26 protein-coding genes and 1 tRNA gene are annotated in these 19,953 nt (G+C 61.6%); 3 read left to right on the top strand and 24 right to left on the bottom strand.

The features are described 5' to 3' along the window. Window positions 1-158 precede the first annotated feature (158 nt). Window positions 159-1,109, top strand: a complete 951-nt coding sequence (locus KMZ68_RS13755) for an alpha/beta fold hydrolase (RefSeq protein WP_215611848.1) — start codon at window positions 159-161, stop codon at window positions 1,107-1,109. 26 nt (window positions 1,110-1,135) lie between these two features. Here KMZ68_RS13755 and KMZ68_RS13760 read toward each other — a convergent pair whose 3' ends face one another. After that, the gene (locus KMZ68_RS13760; RefSeq protein ID WP_215611849.1) at window positions 1,136-2,068 is read right to left on the bottom strand and encodes a septal ring lytic transglycosylase RlpA family protein; all 933 of its coding nucleotides are present in this window, start codon (window positions 2,066-2,068) and stop codon (window positions 1,136-1,138) included. Between the two features lie 777 nt (window positions 2,069-2,845). Here KMZ68_RS13760 and KMZ68_RS13765 point away from each other — a divergent pair. Then, window positions 2,846-2,935 (top strand) — tRNA-Ser (locus KMZ68_RS13765). 293 nt (window positions 2,936-3,228) lie between these two features. On the opposite strand, the gene KMZ68_RS13770 is transcribed toward KMZ68_RS13765, so the two are convergent. Genes KMZ68_RS13770 through KMZ68_RS13780 form a run of 3 tightly spaced genes read right to left on the bottom strand, consistent with a single transcriptional unit; the run spans window position 3,229 to window position 4,519 of the window. Continuing rightward, complete coding sequence (locus KMZ68_RS13770) at window positions 3,229-3,504, bottom strand: hypothetical protein (protein ID WP_215611850.1); 276 nt, start codon at window positions 3,502-3,504, stop codon at window positions 3,229-3,231. Next, window positions 3,501-3,959: a hypothetical protein gene (locus KMZ68_RS13775; protein WP_215611851.1), complete on the bottom strand. Its 459-nt coding sequence runs from the start codon at window positions 3,957-3,959 to the stop codon at window positions 3,501-3,503. The genes KMZ68_RS13770 and KMZ68_RS13775 overlap by 4 nt, the downstream gene beginning before the upstream one ends. Continuing rightward, window positions 3,956-4,519 (bottom strand): hypothetical protein, encoded by a 564-nt coding sequence (locus tag KMZ68_RS13780; protein ID WP_215611852.1) that lies wholly within the window; start codon window positions 4,517-4,519, stop codon window positions 3,956-3,958. Before KMZ68_RS13780 ends, KMZ68_RS13775 begins: the two co-directional genes overlap by 4 nt. Before the next feature lie 427 nt (window positions 4,520-4,946). Here KMZ68_RS13780 and KMZ68_RS13785 point away from each other — a divergent pair, with 427 nt between their 5' ends. Continuing rightward, window positions 4,947-5,138 carry a hypothetical protein gene (locus KMZ68_RS13785; protein WP_215611853.1) on the top strand — a complete coding sequence of 64 codons (192 nt, stop codon included), beginning with the start codon at window positions 4,947-4,949 and terminating at the stop codon, window positions 5,136-5,138. 150 nt (window positions 5,139-5,288) lie between these two features. On the opposite strand, the gene KMZ68_RS13790 is transcribed toward KMZ68_RS13785, so the two are convergent. The 20 genes from KMZ68_RS13790 to KMZ68_RS13885 all read right to left on the bottom strand — a co-directional run bounded on the left by KMZ68_RS13790 (window position 5,289) and on the right by KMZ68_RS13885 (window position 19,480). Beyond that, window positions 5,289-5,762 (bottom strand): hypothetical protein, encoded by a 474-nt coding sequence (locus KMZ68_RS13790; RefSeq protein WP_215611854.1) that lies wholly within the window; start codon window positions 5,760-5,762, stop codon window positions 5,289-5,291. Window positions 5,763-5,792: 30 nt separating this feature from the next. Beyond that, window positions 5,793-6,083, bottom strand: a complete 291-nt coding sequence (locus tag KMZ68_RS13795; RefSeq protein ID WP_215611855.1) for a hypothetical protein — start codon at window positions 6,081-6,083, stop codon at window positions 5,793-5,795. Window position 6,084: 1 nt separating this feature from the next. Beyond that, complete coding sequence (locus tag KMZ68_RS13800; RefSeq protein WP_215611856.1) at window positions 6,085-6,981, bottom strand: hypothetical protein; 897 nt, start codon at window positions 6,979-6,981, stop codon at window positions 6,085-6,087. Window position 6,982: 1 nt separating this feature from the next. Beyond that, window positions 6,983-8,413: a hypothetical protein gene (locus tag KMZ68_RS13805; RefSeq protein ID WP_215611857.1), complete on the bottom strand. Its 1,431-nt coding sequence runs from the start codon at window positions 8,411-8,413 to the stop codon at window positions 6,983-6,985. 300 nt (window positions 8,414-8,713) lie between these two features. Next, window positions 8,714-9,463, bottom strand: coding sequence for a hypothetical protein (locus tag KMZ68_RS13810; protein WP_215611858.1), 750 nt, complete (start codon window positions 9,461-9,463; stop codon window positions 8,714-8,716). A gap of 14 nt (window positions 9,464-9,477) precedes the next feature. Then, window positions 9,478-9,666: a hypothetical protein gene (locus KMZ68_RS13815; RefSeq protein ID WP_215611859.1), complete on the bottom strand. Its 189-nt coding sequence runs from the start codon at window positions 9,664-9,666 to the stop codon at window positions 9,478-9,480. A gap of 26 nt (window positions 9,667-9,692) precedes the next feature. After that, a complete protein-coding gene (locus tag KMZ68_RS13820) occupies window positions 9,693-10,061 on the bottom strand; it encodes a hypothetical protein (protein ID WP_215611860.1) in 369 nt (122 codons plus the stop codon). Further along, window positions 10,061-10,402 (bottom strand): hypothetical protein, encoded by a 342-nt coding sequence (locus tag KMZ68_RS13825; protein ID WP_215611861.1) that lies wholly within the window; start codon window positions 10,400-10,402, stop codon window positions 10,061-10,063. Before KMZ68_RS13825 ends, KMZ68_RS13820 begins: the two co-directional genes overlap by 1 nt. Further along, window positions 10,399-10,755 carry a hypothetical protein gene (locus KMZ68_RS13830; RefSeq protein WP_215611862.1) on the bottom strand — a complete coding sequence of 119 codons (357 nt, stop codon included), beginning with the start codon at window positions 10,753-10,755 and terminating at the stop codon, window positions 10,399-10,401. The genes KMZ68_RS13825 and KMZ68_RS13830 overlap by 4 nt, the downstream gene beginning before the upstream one ends. 14 nt (window positions 10,756-10,769) lie before the next feature. Then, on the bottom strand, window positions 10,770-11,036 hold the full coding sequence (locus KMZ68_RS13835; RefSeq protein ID WP_215611863.1) for a hypothetical protein: 267 nt from the start codon (window positions 11,034-11,036) through the stop codon (window positions 10,770-10,772). 35 nt (window positions 11,037-11,071) lie between these two features. Then, window positions 11,072-11,764: a hypothetical protein gene (locus tag KMZ68_RS13840; RefSeq protein WP_215611864.1), complete on the bottom strand. Its 693-nt coding sequence runs from the start codon at window positions 11,762-11,764 to the stop codon at window positions 11,072-11,074. A gap of 816 nt (window positions 11,765-12,580) precedes the next feature. Beyond that, window positions 12,581-13,969: an AAA family ATPase gene (locus KMZ68_RS13845; protein ID WP_215611865.1), complete on the bottom strand. Its 1,389-nt coding sequence runs from the start codon at window positions 13,967-13,969 to the stop codon at window positions 12,581-12,583. Further along, complete coding sequence (locus KMZ68_RS13850; protein ID WP_215611866.1) at window positions 13,962-14,273, bottom strand: PC4/YdbC family ssDNA-binding protein; 312 nt, start codon at window positions 14,271-14,273, stop codon at window positions 13,962-13,964. Before KMZ68_RS13850 ends, KMZ68_RS13845 begins: the two co-directional genes overlap by 8 nt. Further along, window positions 14,270-14,602, bottom strand: a complete 333-nt coding sequence (locus KMZ68_RS13855) for a TSCPD domain-containing protein (RefSeq protein WP_215611867.1) — start codon at window positions 14,600-14,602, stop codon at window positions 14,270-14,272. The genes KMZ68_RS13850 and KMZ68_RS13855 overlap by 4 nt, the downstream gene beginning before the upstream one ends. Before the next feature lie 64 nt (window positions 14,603-14,666). Next, a complete protein-coding gene (locus KMZ68_RS13860) occupies window positions 14,667-15,488 on the bottom strand; it encodes a hypothetical protein (protein ID WP_215611868.1) in 822 nt (273 codons plus the stop codon). A 12-nt stretch (window positions 15,489-15,500) separates the two neighbouring features. Further along, window positions 15,501-15,701: a helix-turn-helix transcriptional regulator gene (locus KMZ68_RS13865; RefSeq protein WP_215611869.1), complete on the bottom strand. Its 201-nt coding sequence runs from the start codon at window positions 15,699-15,701 to the stop codon at window positions 15,501-15,503. Between the two features lie 83 nt (window positions 15,702-15,784). Continuing rightward, window positions 15,785-16,270, bottom strand: coding sequence for a MerR family transcriptional regulator (locus tag KMZ68_RS13870; RefSeq protein ID WP_215611870.1), 486 nt, complete (start codon window positions 16,268-16,270; stop codon window positions 15,785-15,787). Window position 16,271: 1 nt separating this feature from the next. Beyond that, entirely contained in the window at window positions 16,272-17,531 is a 1,260-nt protein-coding gene (locus KMZ68_RS13875) for a tyrosine-type recombinase/integrase (protein WP_215611871.1), read from the bottom strand. Between the two features lie 367 nt (window positions 17,532-17,898). Then, the gene (locus KMZ68_RS13880) at window positions 17,899-18,405 is read right to left on the bottom strand and encodes a hypothetical protein (protein WP_215611872.1); all 507 of its coding nucleotides are present in this window, start codon (window positions 18,403-18,405) and stop codon (window positions 17,899-17,901) included. 304 nt (window positions 18,406-18,709) lie between these two features. Beyond that, window positions 18,710-19,480 carry an outer membrane protein gene (locus KMZ68_RS13885; protein WP_215611873.1) on the bottom strand — a complete coding sequence of 257 codons (771 nt, stop codon included), beginning with the start codon at window positions 19,478-19,480 and terminating at the stop codon, window positions 18,710-18,712. Window positions 19,481-19,953: the final 473 nt, after the last annotated feature.

Consider the following 19,953-nt stretch of genomic DNA (forward strand, 5'->3'; position numbering starts at 1 on the left):
GCCTTGAAGCCGGCGTTCTACCAGTTGGAAGTATCGCAAACAACACGGGTTTTGGCCGATGCCGCGGTCCGGTCGGATTGCGGTGCCATTCAAACGACCCTATCGTGCGGCTTTGCCGGTTTGCTCAAACAAAATCCCCGAAACAAGGCGGAAAAGCGATGCCATCGTCACGTACAGTTTCCGCCAATGGGATCGATATCTTTCTGCGCGAACAGGGCCAGGGTCCGCTCGTCGTGCTTTGCCATGGTTGGCCGGAATTGTCCTATTCCTGGCGGCACCAGATTCCCGCGATCGCGGCGGCAGGCTTCCGGGTCGCTGCGCCGGATATGCGCGGTTTCGGGCAGACCAGCGCGCCCGCCGACATCGGCGCCTACACCATTTTCGACACCGTCGGCGACATGGTCGCGCTGGTCGAAGCGCTCGGCGAAAAGCAGGCGGTGATCATCGGCCACGATTGGGGCGCGCCGGTCGCCTGGCACGCGGCGCTGTTCCGGCCCGATATCTTCACTGCCGTTGCCGGCCTCAGTGTGCCCCCGCCGCTTCGGGGCCGCGGCCGGCCGCTCGATACCTTGCGCGAGAGCGGCATCAGCAATTTCTATTGGCAGTATTTCCAGACGCCCGGCGTCGCCGAGGCCGAGTTCGAGCGCGACGTCAATTTGTCGATGCGAACCCTGCTGGGACGCGGATTTTCCGATCCCTCGGCTTCGATGTTCGTCGAGGACGGCAAGGGATTTCTCGGCAATCCGCGCGCCGATTTGCCCTTGCCGGGTTGGCTTAGCGAGGCCGACCTCGTCTATTTCAGCGAGGCCTACCGGAAATCCGGCTTCCGCGGCGGACTGAACTGGTACCGCAACATCGATCGCAACTGGGAGCTGACCTCGCCGTGGCAGGGCGCGCAGATCCGTCAGCCGTCGCTGTTCATTGCGGGTTCCAGGGATTCCGTCATCACCGGGCTGATCGGCAACAAACGGGTGGCCGATATGGAACGGGTGCTGCCAAACCTCAGGCAAAAACTCATCATCGACGGCGCCGGTCACTGGATCCAGCAGGAACGCGCCGACGAGGTCAACGCCGCCCTGGTCGCTTTCCTCAAAGCGAATGCGGGTTAGCTGACGTTTTTCAGGATCGGGTGGATTCAGTAGAGCCCGCGCCCGCTCAGCAGTTCGCTGGGGCCGCGCGGGTCGACCGGCGCATAGGCGCTGACCGGCCTGACATTGGGGGCATAGCGAGCGTCGTTCTCATAGGAAACGGCGCGGGGATTTTCGATCGCGCGTCCGGCTGGACGGGCGCGGCTCGAGGCGGACAGCTCGGAGGTCGCGTTGATCGACGCCAGATCCTGGGACGTATTGCCGAGGCTATAGGGCCGCCCCTCCGGCATCGGAACCTCGCCGCGGATCGCGCGGCTCGACGTTTCCGGAACGAACGGACGGGCCGAGGCGACCCGGACCAGCGACGGCGATGGCGCCGGCACCCCGGTGCGCAAGGTCGCTACCAGTTGACGGTCGTCGGAACCTTCGAGAGGCGCCCGGGCGACATATTCGACCCGCACGCGGGCCACGCCATGGCCTTTGAATTCAAGCAGTTCGGCAGCTTTGTTCGAGACGTCTATGAGCCGGTTGCCATGGTATGGGCCACGGTCGTTGACACGGACGATCAGCGATTTGCCGTTGGAGAGATTGGTCACCCGCGCGTAGGACGGGATCGGCAGCGTCGGGTGGGCGGCGGTCAGCGAGGTCATGTCGAACACTTCGCCATTGGCAGTCAGCCGGCCGTGGAAATCGTCGCCGTACCAGGAGGCGATCCCCTCGGCGCGGTAGTTGGGGTCCTCCTCCGGCACGTACACCCGTCCCGCCACGGTATAGGGTTTGCCGACGCGGTAGGTGCCGCCGCCCTTCGGCACGGGTTCACCCAGCGCCACCACCCGGGGGCTACTGGAAACGCCGTATTTGGGATCTACCCGGCTGGCAAACTTGCCCGAGGAGGCGCAGTTGGCGAGGACGAAGCATACAGCCACGGCAGCGGCGCTTCGCGCCACCCGTACCGCTGGATCTGACAGTCGAATCCCCATCCGCCCAAAATACCATTTCACCGGTCACACGCCTACGTCACGGCGCCGCCGGTCCGCCCCGATGCAGCCCACCTCCGCACCGAGCAATAACGATATCGCATCCCGAACGCGGCGGAAATGGGGTGAGCGCCGAGGTGGTGAATCAATGGTTGCCGGGGCAGTGCCCGTGGATTGTCCCGGGCTCTTGCGGGGTAGAGCCCTCACCCGTAGCCGTCGCATGCTCGTCCGCGGCGCGCCGTTAACGAATCTGTTGTGCGAAAGCATCACTCCGGCCCGATTTTCGATTCCGGCAAGGAATCCCTTTGACTGTGCGCGGTGCCGTATCGTTGTGTCGGAGCCGGGGCGCAAGGATATTTGCGATGATTGAGACGGTTACAGCGTGTTTGGGTCTGTTTAGCGCGGGCATTTTCCTGGCCCACGCCTTCGAGGGTTTTCGCTCGAGGGCCTGAAGCCTGCGAGAGCAGCACCTCTTTCAGGGAAGCCGATTCCGAAAGCCTTAATTAATTCGGGCGAGCATCGAAAGTGGCAGGTGTAACATGCGCAATCATGACTTGGTCTCCGACGGGTTCCTCGCACTGACAGCGGCCGGCTTTGCACTGCTGTGCTCCAGTCTGCTCGCTTTCGCGTTCACCTAGTCGGGGCAGGCCAGCTCAGAACTCCCGGACTCAGCGCTATTCGGCGCATCGACAAATCGAGCGCGTCCGCCGGGCCCGTTCGACCGGCAATTGATGCTTTCCCCGGGCGCATGCCCCTGCTAAGTCGCTGATCTCTACGGATGGAAGGGTGGCCGAGTGGTTTAAGGCACCGGTCTTGAAAACCGGCGTGCCTGCAAGGGTACCGTGGGTTCGAATCCCACCCCTTCCGCCAGGTCTGTAATTAAGTATTTGAAAGTACTACGTTTTACAGCATTTATTATTTTTGATTGGGCCTGCGCACAATTGAAGGCACAAATAGTCAAAGATAAAACCCCGCCGGGGTGAACCGACGGGACCGCCCCTGCATGACTCAGGGAAGGCCGCTGATGCGGGTTTTGACTTTCGGGGCCACGGGTGCCGGGCCGATCGGCGCCAGCGCCTTGGCGAGTCTGCTGGCGCGGCCGGCGGCACGAAAAGCCCGCCGGTGGTGAGCCGGCGGGCTTCGAGGTCAGGTCAGCTATCCAGCTATTTGCATTTTTGCCCGTCGACGAGGCCCTGAATATAGCCCTCCAAATATAGCCGGTTTGGCCCGGTGAGCGTTTCGAGTTTCTGCATCAATTCGCGGGTTGTGTAAGTCAGCCTGGGCGCTGCGGCCTTCGGCATGGTGACGACGGTTGCCGGCGTCCCTACCTCTGCGGCGGCCTTGGCCGCGCGCTCGGCCGGTGTTCCGTTTCTCGATCGCCGCGGCTTTCGTGAGTGCAGGCGGCGCGAAGCGTCATAGGGGAATTTGAGGACCGTCACAGCGCGCCCTCCTCGGTGTCTCTTCGGTGCTTCCCGTACTTAGCGACGGCGCGCAACGATAGCCGCATGGTTTTCAGCAATTCGAGCGCCAGCGATTTACCGCCGACTTCCGGCGGCAAAATGGAAAAGTGCTTTTCCAGATACATCGTCAGGTCGACCAGCCCGCGAAGGTCGGTCGGCATGGAAACGACGAGGCACCGGCCGCGCCAGTTCATTTCCTCGAAGGCTTCCACAACCGCTTTGCGCGCATCCTCTATCTGCGCCGGCGGCAGGTTGGATTCTTCCGCCGCTGCGGTCCATGCCACGGCCTGGGCATAATGCGCTCGAGCGGCTTCGTGTTGGCGAATGTCATGGGCTACCAGATCGCGTGAGCGAAAATCTGCCGCTTGCTCGGCGGCGCCGGCGGCGATCTCGGGGCGCGGAATGGCGGGGGCGGGGAAATTGACGACGTTCATGACCGCACCTCTTGCGGCAGGTTCAACCGCAGGAAGTCCATTGCCACGCTGTAGCTGATTATGGGCCTCGCGCCGGTGGCGAGCTCCGTCCGGTCATAGACCGCCGCCACCGCTGCGATAAATCCGAGTTCGTCCATATCGGCCGCCTGGATCTCGGCAACCGCCATTTGCTTTTTCCGAAAATCGGTTTCCGCGTTCATCCGCGCGTCCCAGCTTTTTTCCATGATCGAAAACCGCGCATCGCCATACTTGCGCTGCCAGCGTTTCTTACCCCGTCGACTATGCGGCCTCGGGTTCTCGGCAACCCAAGCTTTGATCTTGGCATCGTCGGCGACGACGAGGGCTTTTGCGGCCTCTACGGCCTCGCTGGATTCGGCCAACGCAATGACGGCGGCTCGGAGCGCGGGGCTGGCCTTGGACGAATCCAGCGGCCTCCCTGCGAAGGCCAGGGCCGGTTGCGGCGATACGGTCGCAGCGGCTGCAGCGCCGCCGGCAATAACGGTCAGGAAACCGCGCCGCGTTGCATTACGGGGCGGGAACATGGATCTTTCGATGGTCATGGGTTTGTCGCTTTCGGTTTGGCTTCCTACAGCCGATACCCGGAAACGGACCGGGCAGCCGGGGGGTAGGAACCTGCCGAAAGACAGGTCGCTGCGCTTTTAAGCCTCGCGGCTCTGGACATGGCGCAACGCCCCCGGCATAAAGCCAGAACGGCGCGCCCGCCAAGGCGCTCCTTAGCGCCTAGACAGCCCGCCAAGGCTGTTTGCGCTTTCGGCAGCGGTCGAATGAATCGACGGCCAGCCTATTTCGGTCCGGGTTCCTACACCCACGGACATGCTGCGCCTGATTTGCTTAAAAAACAATTCCCCCTTCTGGGGCGCCTTGGCGTTTCCTCAACCAGCGGTATGATACTCTGAGAGGCACCCGTCTGGCGGACATGCTTAAACGATACGCGGGGCCCGTCTCCCGCGAACAAGGGCATCCAATATGCTCGCGCGGCTAGCGGATGTGCTTTACTGGGGCGGCCTACTGATTGCAGGTGTGCTGGCGATCGGCGCCGGCTGGGTGTTGCTGGAGACTGGTGACCGTCGACCGGGGTTTATTGTCTTCGTGTTTGCGCCGGCGGTGATCGTCTGGCTGATCGGGCGTGCTGCTCGGTATTTATTGGCTGGAAGATAAGGCTTACCGCCGCCGGGCTACCGGCTATTCTCGCGCCATGAACCGCGGCGGGCGCCGGGGACGCTGATCTGCATGGGGCTGATCGTGATTGCAGCCCTCATCGCGAATGCTTGGCCCGGGGGGTTTAAGGCCCAGTGATGGCTGCGCCGCCTAGCCCAGCACTCGCAGTGAGAATGTCCCCGCCATGACGCCAAGCGTCACCGGGTCTCCAGTCGTCTGCTGCTGGCACGCTTCGGCGACGAAATAATCCCCCGTGTGAAACTGTATCGGATGGGTTTCGCTGCCGTGGTCAGTGGTCGTGTTGAAGATCACGGGCCGGTTGTCGGGGTCGCAGGCGGCGTATCCTGATGCGGCGTAGGAATTGTTCGCAGCGTTGTAGTAGCCGGGCAGGATCTGCACCCACTTGCCTGGCTTTCCGCCTTCCCATCGAACCGATATTTTGACAATCCCCCACTTACCATCGAGTGCGGGTGGGATGATCAGCTTCTTGCGACCGATCGTATCGTAAATGCCGTCACTGTCATAAAGAGCAGCGGGATCGAACGTGAGTTGCTGCCACGCCCCATCATTGTGAGAATTCGGAATCTGCTGAAGCGTATTCAAAAGAACGATAGCGCCGCGCATTCGTGCTTCCCTTTCTTTGCTGACTTGAATTCAAGGCGCCAGGTTATTGATCCGGATACCTTCCAACTTCGCCGCCACATTCGATGTGACATGAAGCGGGCTTTCAACGCGCATCCTCGTGAAATCGTCCACTGACAGCCTGATCTCGATCGCTCCCTGCAAGTCGGGATCAGCTTCCACGCTCTCGCCGCCGATCGTAGGGCAAAGCTCAGCGATATCAGCCGAAGCGAACAAGCGCGGGATCCAGGATTTATCAGACCGGTTCGCAAGCGTTCCGGAGACGAAATTTTCTATCAGCGTCTTTGCGTCTTGCGGCGTCATGCTAGCGCGGCCTCCGTGCCCTGACCTGACCCCACGCCTTGAAGGTGCCTGCGGTGAATGCCGACTGCGACACGAGATAGAGCGTCGTGGTTCCGCTCAGAGATTTGCGCGCCGGCCCGACGCCATTTGCAACCGTTGCCGAGATCGTCATCGGGGCCATGTAGATGTAAAGCCCTTCGGTAGTGTCCAGCGTGTTGTTGGTCGTTGAAAGGCTGACGATGTTGTAATTGTTGTTGGCCGGACTGCCGGTCACTTCGGTGTAGCCGGTACCCGATGCCTCCCAGTCGCCCGTGCCCAGTGAAATGCTGGTGAGGCTGACGCCAGTCGTATTCGTGAGCGTGACCCGGCTGGCGTAGCCAAGAGTTGCAACGATATATTCTCCGACATAGCCAGACGCCGCATCGTCGTTGGTGTTTGTCCCCTCAACAGGAACGCCTCCGCCGCCAGACCGCGAAAGCGCGGCCGTCGTATCCGCGATAATGAGCGCAGAGTTTTGGTATGTCCTGCCGCCGGTCCCATCTGCCCGTAGCGCCGCATTGTCTGTCGTGCTTGCAGGTGGGAAAATCATATCCTCTGCTAGAGGAACGATTGCGACCTTCGGTACGGTCGAAAAATTGACCTTGCTACCTGCCCCGGTCTGTCCAGATCCTGTCCCGGTACCGGCAGAGTTGAAAAGAACGTTGGTTCGTCCAAGCGTGACGGATGCCGACGTATAGGCGTCGTATCCGACCTCCCACTGCGAGAGGTCGGCGCTTCTCGCAAAATATCGATAGACTGCGGCGTTGACTGCGCCAGCGCTCGCCGGCGTCTGATGCCCGGTGATTGCAGACGCGACAACGAAATCACCCGTGCCGGTCGATGTCGCGTTGAAGTCGCAGTTGTCGAGAAATGACGCCATGTCAGCCGCGCCACTTCGCGCTGAGGATCATGTCGCTCTGCGTGCCCGTATAAGTGTTGTTCGTGGTCCCGGACGGAGCCTGCTCGATCGCATTCACCTTATTGATGCCGATTGACGGAGGCGCAATATGGGTGGCCCGAATGGATTGTGTGATGCTGGACAAGCCAGCGGCAGCGGAGCTGAAAATCAGCTTCCCGACACGTCCTGATTCCGTCGTCGTGGAATTGTAGCCAATGGAAATTTGCGAATTGGACGTATCGTTGTTGATGCTCGTTTTCAGGGTCTGCTCGAAGTCGAGATTGTAGAATTCTTCCGCAAGGCCACTGAACACATGGATGAAGTTATTCGCGTCCCCTTGAGATTGCCGCCATGTGGTCGGAGTGTCAGACCACGAGCTGGTGGAATCACCGCACTTCAACATGATGGGCTCGCGGTTGAAGGCGTTCCAGACGCCCCATTTACGAGACTGGCCCCAGTCGACGTGACAGGTGATCAGCCCCGCAGAACTGTCAATGAAGATCGATCCGACATACACGGCTGAAGCTGCCGCTACGCTGTAGGTCGTCGCGCCGTTGCGGGCGGTCATCGCAACCTTGTTGACGGGAAGGCCCTTGAGAATATCAAGTTCCGTCGTTCCGGCTCCGGTGCCCCGCGCGCAACTGCCGGCCGTCACGACGGACCATACCGGGCCTGTGCCGATTGTGATCGCGCCCGTGCTGTCCGCAAAAATGAACACGTCATAGATGCTGCTCGCAACGTGGTTAGCATTCAGCGACAGCGTTAATTCGGAAAATTCACGGACGGAAAACAGCGTGCCGTTCGGGATCGGGATCAGGTTTCCCTTGTACGGTCGATAATAGACCGACGTCTTTGCGGACTGGTCGGATGCGGGAACGGGCGAAAGCGGAGCTGTAGCTGCGGAGACCAGCGTCAGATAGCCCTGCGGCTGAACCAGCGTGCGCTGGAAATTCTGGCCTTCGGTGAACCAGTTGGTCCCGTCGGTTCGCACCCGGAAGCCGGCACCGGCCGGTACCGTCACGCTGGCGTCGCCGTCGATGGTCTGCGACCCGGAACCGTCGAACGTGATATCGCCCGTCGAGTCATTCAGCAGGCCGAATACGAACGGCGCATCGACATCTGTTGCATCAGGCGACGTAATCGTGATGCCGGCCGCCGTGCCACGAACCAGCTTTCCCTGGTCCGTCGAAATCACGGTGTAGCTGATCCCGGTCGACGTTACGCCGCCGTCAATTTTTCCGAACGCAGCGATCAGCGCCGTATTGATCGAGTCCTGCCGGTCCTTTACCGGATCGTTCAGCTTGGACTTGATCGTCGACCACTTGACCCGGTTCGCTTCCGTCGCGGTGCCGTCGTCAACCGGCGGGTTCGAATTGTATCCGGTAATGGATACGCCACTGTATGGATCGGCCATGTCACGCCTCTCTCGGATTGTCGAACACTGCCCCGGGATTTTTGGAAAACACGGACTGGAGCGTTTTGGCCATCCGCAACATGCGGGCGGACCTCAGAACCATTGCAATCCGTGGGGCCGTGGCCTCGTCGACATGGACACCAAACATGTCACAGGCACCGCCAGGCGCCGTCGCTATCGCCTCGAGGTAGTCGGCCAAAGTCATGCCATTGGCAGCGCAATACGCCTCCACGTCCGCAAGACCGGCTTCGCCAAGTACACACGCACATTCCGTGCGGACAATATCGGTTGATTGGGAAGTCATCGGAACAGCCTGTCTTTCTCCGCGGAGAACTCGTTGTCGGTCATTCGGTTGTAATTCGGGCGCGCCGGTTCGGGCGCCGCGCGCGATGCGCCGCGCACGGCCGCGGTGACTGCGGCGCGATCCTCCGTCGCCTGCAGATCGGGAATCCGGCTTGCCGATTTATGCATTTGCTTCAGGACGCGCTTGATGACGCGCGTCGCATATTCATCGTGATCCGGACTAGCGCGCCGCTCATCCCAGGCCTTCTTGAGCTCCGGGTTCATCTGATATTCCGCCGCCAGATAGCGTTTTGCGAAATCGTCCGGGACCGGCAGGCCTTCAAGGTGATCATTGGCCAGGCCAACGATCATGTCGAAATCGGCCGTTTCTTGCTGCTGCAATTGCTGCTGATATTGATGCTGCAAAAACGAGTCCAGGACGACGCGATGTTGATCGTTCTGCATCGCCAGTTTCAGAATATCGTCGTCGGAAAATCCCCTGATGTCATTCAGGTTGATTCGCGCGGGCGCGGCCTGATCCCCGGCCGCCGGCGCATCGGTTGCCGGCGCCTTGAGGGGAACGCGGGCTTCAAACTCCGCGATAAGCGAATCAAGCGTGATATGCGAATCGATATCGTCAACAGTGCCGGCACCGCTCGCGGCGCCGCCTTCATGGCTTGCCGGCGTCGGCGCTGAATTGTCCGATGGTGTCGCCGGTGCACCGCCGCCATTGTCGCCACCAGAGAAGGGATCGCTTTCCGATGCCATCGGTTGCAACTCCATCAGCCCATCAGCTTGTCTTTGAGGGCCTGAAACTGGCCTGCCGTCAGGATCGCGATTTTTTTGCTCTGTTCGGGATCATTCCCGCCGGTGCGGCGCGCGGACTTCGCCGCTTCGAACGCCTGCGCGGCCTGCGCAAACTGATCTTCGGGAAGTTCAACCAACCGCTGCTCGAGATCGCTCTTTGCCATGTCGTTTCCTTTTCTGTTCGTGGGGTTCACATCGGCCGGCCGGCGTGTCGAAGGCCGGGCCACCAATCCAAGAGCAACATTCGCTGCTGCAGGCCGATCAGATCGGCGCGCGCTTTGAATGCCTTGCGACACCGCGCCTTGTAATTTTCGTCGTCGTCGTGCTCGGTCATCAGCTTCGCGATCGAATCCCGAAAGCCGGTGATCTCGGATTCCATCGTCAGATGACGTTCGATCAGCTCGCAAGCGTCGTCGTCCTGGTCGCCGGCAACCGTCAGCATGTGCAGGAAATGCGGATCGCTGTTGTAGGGCGGCTTCCCGCTATCAGCGGTTTCGAACCGATCGCCGAAAACGTCGTCCATTGCCGCCGCGATCATTGCTTCCAACCGATCGGCCATCACACCCTCATCGTTGCAATTGGCGCGGACGGCCCGGGCGGGGACAACGTATCGATTCCCGCGGCTTGCTGCGCAATGAGTGCGGCGGCCTGTTTCGCCACGGTCTGGGAAATGTCCCGGCCCTGCATCCCGCCGGATTTCGGCAGGCGATCAGCAACGGCCGAAACGTGCGCCGCGTATTGATCGAGCAAGGCGCATTTGCCCATCTCGTGATTGATCCCGGGGACGCCGAGCCGGATCAGTTCTTTCCGCAAAGGCGTGATGCGCAGTTGGTCCGCGCGCTGCCCATCAGGCAGCAACAGATTTTTCCGGTCGACGTCGCGCTGGATGTAGTTCGTCATCGGTCGTCGTCCTTTTCGGAATCGTCCGGCTCGTCGTCTTCGTGATCGAGGAACCACAACAGAACGGCCAATTCGCCGCCGTCGTCGTCTTCCATGCGCTGCAGAAATCTCTCATAGAGCGCAACGCTCGCCTCAAGCGAATTCCCGGTCGACGCGCCGGGGATCTTCAGTCCCTTGAGTGCCGCGTTCAGTTCATCCCGCGACAAGTCCGCGACCTTGCGGTGGTCGGGCAGTTCCGAAAAATTCAGCCTTGCTTCGCTGTGCTTGTCATCGGCCAGGCGCTGGAGCGCGTCCGACACATCCGCCAAACTGGTTTTGCCGTCGGACATCTCGTCGCGCATTTCGTCGCGCATCTCGCCAGGCTTCATCATTTCGCCGCCGCCTCTGCCATGAAGGCGTTTTCGGCCGCCTGGGCGCCCTCGGTGCGAATCCGCTGGATGTGCTTCGCGTAGGCTTCCGCATTCGCGCTGCGGCCGTTCGCATGACTGGCGCCGGGAATGCCCCAGGCCATCAGCGCGCTTGTGAACTCGCCCGGCGCAACGTTGCCCAGCGTCCGGCCGCCCGGCCACGGCAAGCCGTCGTGTGACGTTTTGGCGTGGCTCGGTTGAACCGGCGCAATTCCTTCATTCGTCATCAATTCACCTCCAATGGTTTGACGTCCCGGAAACATCATTGTCCGACTCCCCGCGCGTCGCCGCTCGCCGCTCCATTCAGGGAATGGGCTTTGATCGGGATAACCGCGTCTTGCTGTTTGGCCTCCGCGCTCGGCATTGCCAGCGTTTGAGCCGATGAAAAATTGATCCCGTGAATTCGTGCGAGCTCGTCCGCGACCACCGCGCAGAGCGGGCTAAGCGCCGCGATCTCGCGCAAGGTGTTCACCGGGTCATGGTCGACCGGGGCCTTTTCCCGCATCCCCATGTCTTCCTGCAGCTGCGTATGTGCCTCGATCGCCCGAACCTGCATCTGCGGATTGTTCGAGCGCGCCAGCCGCGCCAGCTCTTTCAGCTTTTCCGCATCCGTCAGCGGCGCGTCCGGCTTGCCCGCCCGGTGATCCGCGGCCGCCTTGAGGAAACTCTGCATCCCCTTCGAGCGCGCCGTCTTGCTCGCAGCCGATCGAAGGGCGTTCCCCTCGCCCAGATAGCCAGCCGCTTTCGCCGCCGCCGTCGCGTTCATCCCGGTAAGAAGGCCGATGCCCATCCGGATTTTCTGGTCGCTCATCCCCAGCGAGCGGCCAACCTTCCAGGCATCGAAGTCGCCGCCTTGCTGCGCGCGCCCCTCGGCAATGATTGCATCGACATCGGTGTGCGACCGCGGGGCAACGGACTTCGATGGGGCACTGTCTGTGTCGTCTTTGTCGCTCATGCGCCCACAATGGGACGAGGCGACCCGGCGCGGCGGTACATAAGTCGTCACGGCGGGTGCTATGGCGGCGGAGCACCGCGGAAAGTTGCCGGTGCAACCAACCCGCGCCACCGCCGTGGCGATCGGCTCACAGGCGGGGCAACTTCAGGGGTGCGCGGAGTTGGTATGGATGGACTAGAACACGATCCCGCGGGCGCCAGGGGGTGGCCCGGGGGGCTCGGTCACGGCCTGATGGTAGCGATCGGCCTGGTCCGGCAGGCATCCAGGCGCGAAGCATCGCCTTCCCATGCCATCCACAACCATCCTCATTTGTGCGTAGGATTGTGAGTGCATCATGTTCACAACGAAAATGAGAGGCGTTGCAATCGCTTAGGCTGACGACGGGCGGACAATGCATCCGCCGGCGCGTCGGCCCGGGCAACCCACGGGCCACGAAACCCCACGATCGAGGCCGGTCCCAGCCGGCAACCCCGTCCCGATCGCCACAAACACACACAATCGGGCTCCGGTACTTCCCCGCCCCTTCCCGATCTGCACCCATGATAGGTCATGGTCCCTGACCCGTCTCCTTCCTGGCCCACTTCCCGACTGGCCCTGATCCCTCGGGAGTGTTTCGACCGAGCGGAGCGCCAGCGCAGCCGGTCGGAGCACGGCTAGGAATGCGCGCGAGGCGCTTCTATCCCCCGGGGGTATAAGGGGGGAAAGGTGCAGGGTGATAGCAGGGGATAGCAGGCGGATCGAAGGCTGATACCCACCCCGATAGCAGGCCGATAGCAGGGTGATCGACCGGGATAGCAGGGGGATAGCAGGCTGTTGTCAGGCCTTGCGGGCGATGCATTTGGCACCCTTCGAGGCGGGTCCATACGGCACGACGGCAATCACGCCGGCAGCGAATAGCCGCTCCTGGGCTTGCTGGAATGCGCGGGCGGTCATCCCGTTCGCCTGCGGCATGGCGGCGAATGCCTTCGGAGCGTAGCCGCGGCCAGGCGCGGGGCAGACGTTGCGGCCCTGCGCAGTCATCGCGTCCAGGCATTCGAGGTAACGCTGATCCGCGCCGGCCTGGGCTGCGGCCAGCTGCGGCGCTGGCGCGCTGCCCTCCATGACGAAACAACCATCCTCCCAATGCAGCGTGACCTTCTCGCCGGCGGGGCCATAGTTCGATTTCTTCATCTCGAGCACGCGGCCGGTGGTGCCGTCGTCGTTGGTCACGGTTTCGAGGTGCAGACGCGCCCGGGTCGCGTTTTGCCAATCCATTGACCCACCTCGCCCGGTGCCGCTGGTGATGCCGGACAGGCTCGGGTGGTCGAGCAGGAGCACTGCGGCGTCGACGTCCTGGGCGAGCCGGCGGAACAGACTGACAAAGGTTCGGGCGTGCGTGCGGTCATTCTGGTTTCCGCCGAACGTCGCGGCGATGCTGTCGACGATGATCAGCACCGGCCGGATGGTGGCCGCGGCGATCGCCAGCGATTCGAATAGCGGTGTCGGCGCCATGGTGCCATCGGCACGCGCCACGGCCAGCAGGCAGTTTTCGGGGCTGGCAAAATGGAAGTGCAGGCGTTCGATCGTGTCCGGCTCTATCCCGCGCTTTCGGGCGACGCGCTCCAGGCGCCGGCGCATTTCGTGTTCGGGCTCCTCGGCGCTGACGAAAATGACAGGGCCCGGTTCGCAAACGGTGCCGAGCCAATCGCCAAGGCCGCATGCGGCCGCAACGCCGCACTGCAGCGCGACCGTGGTTTTGCCGCCCCCGCCGTCGCCCGAAAGGATCGTGACGTCGGCCGCCGGGATCCGGTGCGTGGCAAGCCATCGCATCGGCGGCAGCGGCACGCCACGCCAGGCCGGCGGGGTAACGAGGGCGAGCGGCGGCGCTGCAACCACGGGAGCCGGCTCGAAGTCCTGCACGCCGTCGGCCAGGCCATAGTCGGCCAGGCTCTCAGGCGCTGGCGGTTCGGTGCCGCTGGTGATGCCGATCTCAAGGCGGGCAAGATCGCGGTCGCGCGGATCGCTCAATTCCATCCGCAGCCGTGTTGCGGTGGCGGCGGCCTGAATTTCGAGCTCGGCCGGGTCGCATTCGAACTCGGGGCCCTCCGGCGTATCGATCCGAATATGCCTGTCGATCGTCTGCCCGCATACGTTGCAGGGTCGCGGATCAATGTCGATCGGCGGTGGCTCGTCGGATTCGAGGTTTTCAGCGGCGACGCTATGCATCTTGGGTTGCCCTCCCCGCCTCGTCGGCGCTCGCGTCGTCGTCGATCAGCCCGAGCTCCCGCGCCTTTGCCATCGCCTTTGTGATGCCCGCGGCGAGCTCGGGCAGTTTGCGAATGCCCATCGCGACGCCCTTCGGTGTCGGGCGGTCGATCCCGTCGGCGCCGGTGGCGTACACGCGGACATTGATCAGCGCGTGCCCCTCGTATTCGCTCAGGGTGACGTGAATGGATTCGCCCCGGCGGCGATTTTTCCAGAATTTGACGATCTCGATCGGCTCGGCGAGCGGTGACGGTTTCTCGGTCATGTGATGAGATCCACCGCGGCGCCGATCGGGCTGGCCGCGATGCCCTGGGCATCCCGCTTCAAGGCGTGAGCGATGGTTTCCAGCGTGCAGCCGTGCTGCAGGGCGAGGCTCGCCAGGATTGCCGCGTCATGGGTCAGGGCGTCCAGAAACGAATTCGAATGCTCGGCATTCAGGAAGATTTCGCCGGGCCGGCCGTCGGGATAGGTGCCGACCGTCATGCAAAAATGCAGATTGCCGCGCTTGAAGCCGATGGTTTCGCTGGCCCGCCGGTTCGGCAACCGGTTGCGGTTGACGGATTCGGCCCCTTGGCCTATTTCAGTGTTGCGCATTAGCCCTGCGCCTTTCGCGATTTGGGTTGACGGCGCCGCTCCCGCCCGGGGCGGCGTTCGTTTTTCAGGCTCGTGCGCTCCATTTTGAAGGCTCGCCAGATCGAGTTGGCGCACATAAGTCGTCACAGTATTTTGCAATGCGGCTTTCCGACCTTTTCGACATCCTGACGCTTGGCCGATCGCTCTTGAGTTCGATCAACGGGCCGTCATAAAAATCGTCGATCAGGATCCGGTGAAACTCATTCAGGCTTTCGGTTTTGCGGCGCCGATGCGGATGCTTCAAAATCGTTTTCGCAAAAATTCGCATTCGGTCGCACACGGCCTGCGCCGAACATTTGCGCGGCCTACTATCTCTCGGGATGTATTCGGCCAGGGCGCCGGCGGCGTTGTCGCGGCCCATCCGCTTCATGCGGCGGCGCATCAGCCGCGCGGTGGCTTTGTCGATAACGATTCGGCTCGTCCCGCTGCGTAATGGTCGATCGACGATCTGATGCAGAAACGCCATATCGCCATCATCGAAATATTCCCCGGCCGATGTTATCCGCGGGCCGTTTAGCGCCAGTTCCTCGTACTGTTTCCATTCGACGGCAAGCGCGCGAAGTTCGCGAAGCTCTTGAACGAATTGTTCCAGGCCCATTGTCGGCGGGCAGTGTTTCTTGGCAAAATCCTCGAAGCGTCTTTCGCGGGCGCTGTCCGCGGACTTCGCGGCTGTCACCTTTCCGATTTCATCAAGCGTCATTGCCCGCAACGTCACCGCGTCCGCGGCCATCGACGCATTGAACCTTTCAAGCTGCCGGCCGAGTTCGGCCAGCAAATCCGTCTGATCCCCGAGCGGCGTGAACTCGTCGGGATCGCTCGGCCTCAGTGATTTCGGCAGGTTTGCCATTGCTCGCCCCGATCAAGCGGCATCCAGCTTGCCGGCTTCCCGCAGACGCGCTTGCTGCCAGACCTCAACGTCGGATTCGCGCCAGGCGACGCGGCCGGTCGATATCTGGAAGCATTTCGGGAACGTGCCGGCGTGCATCTTTTCGTAGATGGTCGATCGGGAAAGCGCGGTCTTTTCGATGACGTCGCGCAGCCGCAGGAATCTTTCAGCCATTGTGTGTCGCTCCAAGCAATGCCGAACCGTTTCGGCGTTGCTCGGATAAGTTCATGCTTCGATCGACCCGTTAAGCGGGGGACTTAACTTTCTGCGTCGCCCCCTCCCCGGGCCGGCAGTTGTCCCTCTTTTCGCCAATTGCGGATTGCCTTGGGCGTGACCTTTACCCGACGCGCGACTTCCTTGTCGGCGATCGCGGGATCGTTCTCGAACATTTCGCGCGCCTCCTCGATTGCGTCACGCTTCTGAGCGGCGCCGCGAATTCCGAAGGAAGCTACCTGCAGCTGCTGACAGATCAGATGTAGAAGCGGCTCCGAAACCGGAACGCCCTCTATCGCTGCGCACGAGAGGTAGCGGCCCGCCATGTAATCCACAACCTTTTGCGGAATCGAGCCGGGCCGGCCGGCGGGCAGATCGCGCTTTCGAGCGAGCAACGTCCGAATGTCGCGATCGATCAGATCCCATCGATATTTTCCTGGCCTTTTCAGCAGCTGCTTTCCCGTGGCCAGACCATACCGCCGCGCCGCGCGCTCGTGGGCTGCGATTTGCTTGTCGAGATGCGGCAGCATCTCACGCCCTCGCTTCGCGTATCGCGGTGACGTTCTGGCCGGCCACGATCGGCGGCCGATCGCAATAGCTCGCCCAATCGGCCATTAGCCGCCGGCGCTTTTCCAGCATGTCGCCGCGGTGATAGGCGGCCTTCACCTTGTCCTTGATGGTGTGCGCCAGCGCCATTTCGGAGAGCTCGTCACCGTAGGCGGTCTGTTCCATGCACCAATCTTTGAACGTTGATCGGAAGCCGTGCACGGTCGCGACGTCCGGCGCATAGCCCATGCCCTTGAGCAATTCCGACATGGCCGCGTTTGACAGGCCGGCGTCCTTTTTGCCGCCGGGGAAAAGATAATCGCCTTCTGTCGGAAGATCCTCGAGCAAGGCCATCGCCTGTTTCGAGAGCGGTACAACGTGGTCCCGCTTGCGGGCGCCCTTCTTTCCCTTCACCCGCTCTTTCGGCACCGTCCAAAGCTTCTCTGCCTTGTCGATCTCAGGCCACTTGCCGCCGATCGTGTCGCCCGTTCGGGCTGCGGTCAGGATGGTAAATTCCAGTGCCCGCGCGCTGATGCTGGCATTGGCGCGAAGCTTCGCCATGAACGCCGGCAATGCGCTGTAGGGCAAAGCCGCATGATGGTCGACCGGCGCCACCTGGGAACGGGCTGGCAAGAGTTGATCCAGATGCCCGCGCCACGTCGCCGGGTTTTCACCCTTGCGGTAGCCCCTCGCCCTCGCCCATGACAGAACCGTCTCGATCCGGCCGCGGACGCGGCTGGCCGTCTCGGTCTTGGTCGTCCAGATCGGTTCAATGACCTTGAGCACCAGCCCGACGTCGATCGCCGCCACCGGCAGATTGCCGACCACGGGATAGGCATAGGTCTTGAGGGTCGCTTCCCATTGGCCGGCGTGCTTGTCGCTCTTCCATCCGGCTTTGTGCGCCTTGATGTACCGTTCGGCACATTCCTTGAAGGTCACGGCCTTTGCGGTTTCAACGGCCTGCTCAGCCTTCCGGGCCTTCCGCTCCTCAATGGGGTCTATACCGTCCACAACGAGCCCGTAGGCCGCATCCCGTTTCTTGCGGGCATCCTTGAGGGAAACGAGATCGAAGTCACCCAGGCCCATCTTACGGGCGCGGCCGGCCATCATGTAGCGAAACACCCAGGCCTTGGTTTTGAAGTCGCTGACCTGCAGATAGAGCCCGCCGCCGTCGCCATAGAGGCCGGGCTTCAGGTCGTCTTTTTCGGTGAACTTGACGGAAAGCTTGTTGTTCGGGCGGGCCATCGCATATCCCCTATGTACGATCCTACGCACAAATATGCGCTGGATTATACCGAATTGCAACGGACAGTTTCGGACTATGCAGATGTAAAAAAGCCCCGTAGAATCGGGGCTAGTTTGAATTCTATCGGACGGTGCTGGACATGAAAATTACGGACACCCCTTCCGCCACAATCGCCGACGGCGCGGCTGGTATCCATCTCAATTTCAAATTCCCGGCTGGCGCTCTGCACCGCCATGATCCGAGGAAGCCGGGCAGCGCATGGTGATGCTGTGCGGCCCGGCAGATGGGAATCCCGCCGTTGCCGTTCCCGAAGTCATTCGGCGGCGGGGGCTGCCCCGATTGGAGCCGATCCCACGCGTTGGCCTCCTAAGCCGCCTCCCGTGGGCCGTATTTGTTGAGCGCGGGCTTCTTGCCGGTCTTCTGCGCTATCCGGGCGATTGCGTAATATTCGAGGCAGGCGACATGCCCCATCAGTCTGAGGTCATCGGGCTGGGCATCGACCTTGTCGCTTTTGCATTCGATCGCTAGCGCCGCGACGTAGAGCCGCCTGCGCGTCCTGAGTTGCGAGAATGGCTTGCCGCCGCAGTACTCACGATAGAAGCGCATTGCGCCACTGTGAAAATCGTTCTTCTCGATGCCCTTGATGAATTGCTTAAGGCGGGCGCGAACGCCTCCCGCTGAATTAGACATCCCAGCGTAGAGCACCTGATCCGGCTTCACCGTTTCGCCCGCAATCTTCTCGGACGTGAAGGCCAGAAGGTAGACGCCGGGATAGATCAAATCAGGCCGGGCCAGTGCCTCGCGGTCCAATGCTGCCCAGCGCTGTCGGAATAGATCGGAAACAAGCGCTTCAATATCTACAAATCTTGCCATCTTAGGTCTGCATCTGCCCCGGAGCCGAAAATCAAGCTTAAGGTCGGGCGTTATCCGAGGCCATCCGCCCTGCTGGGGACGTCAAGGGCTTTCCTCGACCCAGTGCAAAAAGGGGATATCACAACCGACGGCTCCCGCACCCACTTCCGCAGCGCCTTTTGGGACTCTTGCAACACTTTCTGCCAAGCGCAGACGTGACCCAACCATATCCGACGGGTTCAGCCGTCATAGTCTCGGATCGATGCGGCACAAAAAAGCCCCGGACGATGCCGGGGCTTAGGTTTGCTGGAGTAGAACGTGGAAATCAGTATCGCGCGACGACCGGCCCGGTGTTGAACAGATAGTTCACGCCAACGCGCACCGTATCTATGCTGACATTCGCGTTCACATGTCGAAAGGCCGCCGGGAAACCAGCATAGGTAAAGTCCCGTCCAACATTGTCGAATTGCAAGTGCAGGTATTCGACCTTGACGGTCCAGTTGGGCAGGAAGCCCCATTCGATGCCAGCACCTGCCGTCCAGCCTGAGTGAGTACCGGAGGAATTCGCAACCAGACCTACGAGAGCTGGGGCATTAGGAGCCGCAGTAATCGTGCGGTCGGTCGTACCGTGGTTCCAAGCCCAGCCTCCCGTTCCATACAACAGCACATTATTCGCGACATATCCAATTCGGCCCCGAACGGTGCCGAATCTATCGGTTTTTCCATCGCTCGATGCGCAGCCTGTCGCCGAACAATTTAGGCTCGACCCCTTAATGTCGCTTGCCTGCGCATCGGCTTCAATGCCCAGAAGCCAGTTTGGCGCAAACTGCCAATTGTAGCCGATTTGACCGCCCCCAAAGATACCCGCCGCATCGGTTTTCGTGTTCTGTATGAATACGCCCGCATTGTCGAACGCGTCGTTATCGGACTTGAGCCAGCCGTAGCCAACATTGGCACCAAGGTAGAAGCCGTTCCAGTTGTATGCGGGCGCCACCATCGGCGCTGCTTTCATCGGCATTCTCGCCGGCAGATCGGCGGCCAACGATTGGCCCATGAATCCCAGTGTTGCGACAGTCGCGACGATGATTTTCTTCATGGCGGTTCCTGTGGTGCAATTTAAGCTGGCACACGAATCTTTAACTCAACCGCTGCGGCGTGCCTGTAACGAAAATATCACATTAGCCCAAATTCAGCCGAACATAGCGCCCGGCTAGGTTGAGTCATGCCATTGGCGGGGTCGAGCGCGCAGAATGCCCAGCGCGCGCCTTGGAAAGCTCTTTTCGGGCTGTGGAGATGGAACCGTACCGAATCAGTGATGGAGGTATGACCGGCGCTCGCCCGGTCAGCGGCGCTTGCCGAGACTTGGCAACCCTCAGGAAATGGCCCGGACGCTCTTGCTTTGCGGGCCGCGCTTGCTCTTGGCCCGCTTCGCCAGCTTGCGGTACCGCGCCCTGATTTCTTCCTCTGGCCTGACCTTGATGTTCCCCATGCCGGAAATCTTAGCGCAGCACCCGACGCCGGTAAGGCGGAGGGACCGGCATTCGAACCGCCCTCGCCTCTCTTTCCCAG

Origin of the sequence: Bradyrhizobium sediminis (assembly GCF_018736105.1) — a bacterium.
Lineage (GTDB): Bacteria > Pseudomonadota > Alphaproteobacteria > Rhizobiales > Xanthobacteraceae > Bradyrhizobium.